Origin of the sequence: uncultured Mycobacterium sp., from assembly GCF_964249325.1 — a bacterium.
Taxonomy (GTDB): domain Bacteria; phylum Actinomycetota; class Actinomycetes; order Mycobacteriales; family Mycobacteriaceae; genus Mycobacterium.
Genome location: NZ_CAXUCH010000277.1, coordinates 1 through 3,652, shown reverse-complemented (window position 1 = coordinate 3,652; position 3,652 = coordinate 1). Strand labels below are relative to the sequence as shown.

Genomic DNA, 3,652 nt, shown 5'->3' with positions numbered 1-3,652 from the left:
GAGGGCGCGCTGCCCACACCGCAAGTGCAAACTCGGCTGGGCCTGCGGTCGCCACAGGCCGTGCACCGGCTGCGGAGCCGGGGCAAGCTGCTGGGCTCCGCGGTCGGTAACCAGACCTGGTTTCCTGCTTGGCAATTCGACGGTGATCGGCTGCGGACAGACCTGCCCCGCATTCTGGAGTTGTTGACGCGCTTCACGTCGGACCCACTGGCCGCCGACCGTGTCATGCGGCTACGCCGCGACGACCTGGGCGGCTCGTCGATCGCCGAGGCGCTGCGCCGCCCCAAGACCGCCGAGACCGCGTGGCGGATGCTAGCCGCGGTCGGTGCCTGATCTTCCCGCCGGCTACCGGGCACCTCTGCCGACCGCTCGGCCCGCCGGCCTGCGCCGTCGCCGCGTTGCTGCCGGCACCGAACTGTGGCGCGTCGACGCCAGCGCACCCGCGGAGTGGACCTGGAACGGCTTTCCCACACCGCGCTTTCGCTTCGATCCCGAATCCGGCTCATTCCGAACGCGATACGCGGCCAGCACACTCGTCGGCGCATTCCGGGAGCGCTACCTGCCGACCGGCCTGGTGATCCCGGCCGACCACGCCGGCCACCATCTGGTGCGTTTGGTCGCCGCCCGGCCTCCGCGCGTGCTCGACCTGCGCACCGAGGCCAACCTCGACGTCCTGGGCATCGACGACCAGTTCAGGTCGGGCCAGCATCCCGACGTGTGGGCCTCCTGTCATCGGCTCGCCGACGCCGTCCGGCGGTGGTGGAGCGACCTGGACGCCATCGTGTACCGGCCGCGCACCACACCGGAGAGCTCCGCGAACTTCGCGTTCTTTGCCCTCCACGCGTTCACCACCGAGTCGTGGCCACTGGCCGAGCGCACCGATGTGCTCACCGCTTTGGTACTGCGCCACGGTTTTACGGTCAGCTGGGACTTCGGCGACGCGTAGGTGCGGACCGTTCGTTTATCGGTGTTGAGCCCACTATCACGGCAGTATGGTGAAGCGTCCACCACGGCTCGGACGCAATGTCCCGAAGTGTCGACGGTCCAGCGTCACGATCGTGCGAGTGCGGTGCAGGTCGGCCAACACGACGTTGGAAGCGTCCGCGATGCCGATGTGCTGATCACGGTATTTTTCGATGATTTTGATAGCCTCCTCCAGCTGCGGGGCAGCGAAGTCGGCCAATTCCCAGGCATTGCCGGAAAGTTCCCGCAACACCGCGAGCTCGGCGTCGACATTCACACGTGTGGCCAGGAGATAGTCGAGTTCGGCGACCACATAGGGCGAGACGACAAGCCAGTCGTCGGACCGATCGATCACCCGGGATACTGCCTGGTGGTCTGGCTCAGCTGCGTCGAAATAGGCAAGCAGTGCGCTGGTGTCAACTATCACCGCTCGCCAAAGCCATCCAGTAGCTCGTCAACACGCCGGGCAATCGGCTCAGATCCGCTGTACAGCCCACCGCGGGGCCGGGGTTTGACACCACCTACCGCCGTCCGGATGGACTCCCGGATGACCTCTGCCTCCGACACTCCGCGCTGATGAGCAGCATGCTTCACAGCGGCCTTGAGGTCGTCGGGTAGGTAGATGGTCGTCTTCTCCATGCTTGTATGGTACCACCGCTGGCACCATATAGCTCCGGCACAGTCGTAGACGGAAAGCTCGTGTCCCCTGACGGTGCCGTCACCATCGCTGGCTTGAGTGCGTCAGTACCGTGGGCCTCAGCAGAAAGTCTCCCGCGCATCCCGATTAGTCCTACCGTGTTGGCATGACAGAACAATCGCCGGCGATCACCATCTCGCATCCACCGCAACCTGTACTTCGTGTCGTCAACCCCATCCTGCGGTCGCTGCTGCGCACTCCGCTCATGGGCCCGGCCCGCAAGCAGCTGATGGTGCTGAGCTTCACGGGGCGAAAAACCGGGCGGCAGTATGCGATTCCGGTGAGCGCTCACCGGATCGACAACCTTCTCTACGCCCTGACCGGCGCGCCGTGGAAGCTCAACTTCCGCGACGGTGCCGACGCCCAGGTCTTGCTCGACGGCAAGACGACGGCCATGCGTGGTGAACTGATCCAAGACCGCGGGGTTGTCGCGGATCTCTACCGGCGCTGCTCAGAGTCGTATGGCGTCAAGGGCGCACAGCGCATGATCGGGATTAAATTCCGCGAGCCGCGCATACCGTCACTCGACGAGTTCGCCGAGGCGGTCGACCGGCTGAAGCTGGCTGCAGTCCGGTTGACGCCGGCCACATAGCTCACAGTTTGTCGCGCAGCCGATGGACGAGTTCGAGCAACCGCTCATAGTGCGAGCCGGCCCAATAGATCTGCCCGCAGTCGCGGCAGCGGCTGAACTCGTCGTAGTAGCGGCGGGTCAACGGCTCGAGCTGGTCGATCACCTCGTCCTTGGTGACGGTGGCCAGCCGGCCGTTGCACCGCACGCATCGGGTCAGCGGAGCCAGCCGCTGGCGCAGATCCAGTCGCCGTATCACTTCGAGGATCTGCTGCTCCGGGTCGTCGGCGCGGACGAACAAGCCGTGCGTGATCGCGCGACGCTTCAACAGGCCGCGGTCTCGGGTCAGCAGGATCCGCTGTTGGGCCAAGCTGATATCGGCCAGAGACTGATCGTCGGCGTCGGCTGACCACCACACGTCGAAGCCGAGCACCCGCAGCAGGCGCGCGAGCCGACCGAGGTTGACGTCGACGACGAAGCGGGGATCGCGCAGCGGCACCGGCCGCAGCCTGCTCGCCGGTCCGACGTCGAGCGCCTCAAATACCGGGTAGGCGGCGATGCGGTCACCTGTCTGCGGGCGGTGGGCGTAGTCGACCGGCTCGCCGTTGACCAGGATGAGGTCGACCTCGGTGTGCGGAATTCCCATCGCCTCGAGCACGTCCTTGACGGTCTGATGGCTGCGAAACGGGCGGCGCGTGGTCAGGCCGCGCACGTCGGGACCGAGGAAGTCGTTGAGCTCGGCGTAGGCCCGCACGTCGACATAGCCGACCATGCCTCATGGTCTCGCGCGGAATCGGCGGCGCGCAATCGCGGTGTGTTATGCCGAGTCATCCCAGCAGACACGCACCCTGGGCGGCGTGGGTGCGGGTGATCACCGGCTGTTCGTAGCCCGCATCACCGACCGCGCGTCGTGCCGCCTCCGCGACCGCCTCGACCCGCTCAGCCGGCACCAACGCGATCACGCAGCCGCCGAAGCCGCCTCCGGTCATGCGGGCGCCAAACGCGCCGGCCTGAACCGCGGATTCGGCGAGCAGATCGATGTGCTCGGTGGTGATTTCGAAGTCGTCGCGCATCGAGGCGTGCGAGGCGGTCAGGATGCGGCCAGCTTCGGTGAAATTGGAATCGTCAAGTGCCGCAGCGAAATCCAGGACCCGCTGGTTCTCGGTGATCACGTGGCGAACGCGTCGGGCGTTGACGGTGTCGCCGATCTTTGCCAACGCCGCAGCAGCACTGACATCCCGCAGCGACGACACACCCAGGTCAGCGGCTGCACGTTCACAGGACGCACGACGGGCCGCGTATTCGCCGCCGACGTTGCTGTGCCGGGCCCGCGAGTCGATCAGCAGCAACGCAACACCGCGCGCCTCAGGGTCGAACGGCACCGGCCTGACGGTCAGATCGCGGAAGTCGATCAGCAGCGCCGT

Annotated in this window: 5 protein-coding genes and 2 pseudogenes (1 of these 7 cut by a window edge); 3 read left to right on the top strand and 4 right to left on the bottom strand. The window is 66.3% G+C overall.

The window, feature by feature from the left end; translation table 11 throughout:
* A pseudogene (locus tag ACFE99_RS22470) lies at positions 1-333 on the top strand (hypothetical protein); it begins 186 nt to the left of the window's first position.
* Positions 326-946 carry an RES domain-containing protein gene (locus ACFE99_RS22465; protein ID WP_375488708.1) on the top strand — a complete coding sequence of 207 codons (621 nt, stop codon included), beginning with the start codon at positions 326-328 and terminating at the stop codon, positions 944-946. Before ACFE99_RS22470 ends, ACFE99_RS22465 begins: the two are co-directional and overlap by 8 nt.
* 36 nt (positions 947-982) lie before the next feature.
* On the opposite strand, the gene ACFE99_RS22460 is transcribed toward ACFE99_RS22465, so the two are convergent.
* Together ACFE99_RS22460 and ACFE99_RS22455 are read right to left on the bottom strand one after the other, a co-directional pair.
* Positions 983-1,390 carry a PIN domain-containing protein gene (locus ACFE99_RS22460; protein WP_375488706.1) on the bottom strand — a complete coding sequence of 136 codons (408 nt, stop codon included), beginning with the start codon at positions 1,388-1,390 and terminating at the stop codon, positions 983-985.
* Complete coding sequence (locus ACFE99_RS22455) at positions 1,387-1,602, bottom strand: CopG family transcriptional regulator (protein ID WP_375488704.1); 216 nt, start codon at positions 1,600-1,602, stop codon at positions 1,387-1,389. Before ACFE99_RS22455 ends, ACFE99_RS22460 begins: the two co-directional genes overlap by 4 nt.
* Positions 1,603-1,766: 164 nt before the next feature.
* Between ACFE99_RS22455 and ACFE99_RS22450 the strand changes: the two genes are divergently transcribed.
* On the top strand, positions 1,767-2,252 hold the full coding sequence (locus tag ACFE99_RS22450; protein ID WP_375488702.1) for a hypothetical protein: 486 nt from the start codon (positions 1,767-1,769) through the stop codon (positions 2,250-2,252).
* Position 2,253: 1 nt separating this feature from the next.
* Here ACFE99_RS22450 and ACFE99_RS22445 read toward each other — a convergent pair whose 3' ends face one another.
* Both ACFE99_RS22445 and ACFE99_RS22440 read right to left on the bottom strand, forming a co-directional pair.
* Positions 2,254-3,000 (bottom strand): Mut7-C RNAse domain-containing protein, encoded by a 747-nt coding sequence (locus ACFE99_RS22445; protein WP_375488700.1) that lies wholly within the window; start codon positions 2,998-3,000, stop codon positions 2,254-2,256.
* Positions 3,001-3,055: 55 nt separating this feature from the next.
* Positions 3,056-3,652, bottom strand: a pseudogene (locus tag ACFE99_RS22440) (galactokinase); the annotation flags it as partial.

Bases quoted from the DNA above. Each gene is read 5' to 3' on its own strand.
- ACFE99_RS22450 (WP_375488702.1), top strand. From the start codon at position 1,767: ATGACAGAACAATCGCCGGCGATCACCATCTCGCATCCACCGCAACCT.
- ACFE99_RS22455 (WP_375488704.1), bottom strand. From the start codon at position 1,602: ATGGAGAAGACGACCATCTACCTACCCGACGACCTCAAGGCCGCTGTG.
- ACFE99_RS22445 (WP_375488700.1), bottom strand. From the start codon at position 3,000: ATGGTCGGCTATGTCGACGTGCGGGCCTACGCCGAGCTCAACGACTTC.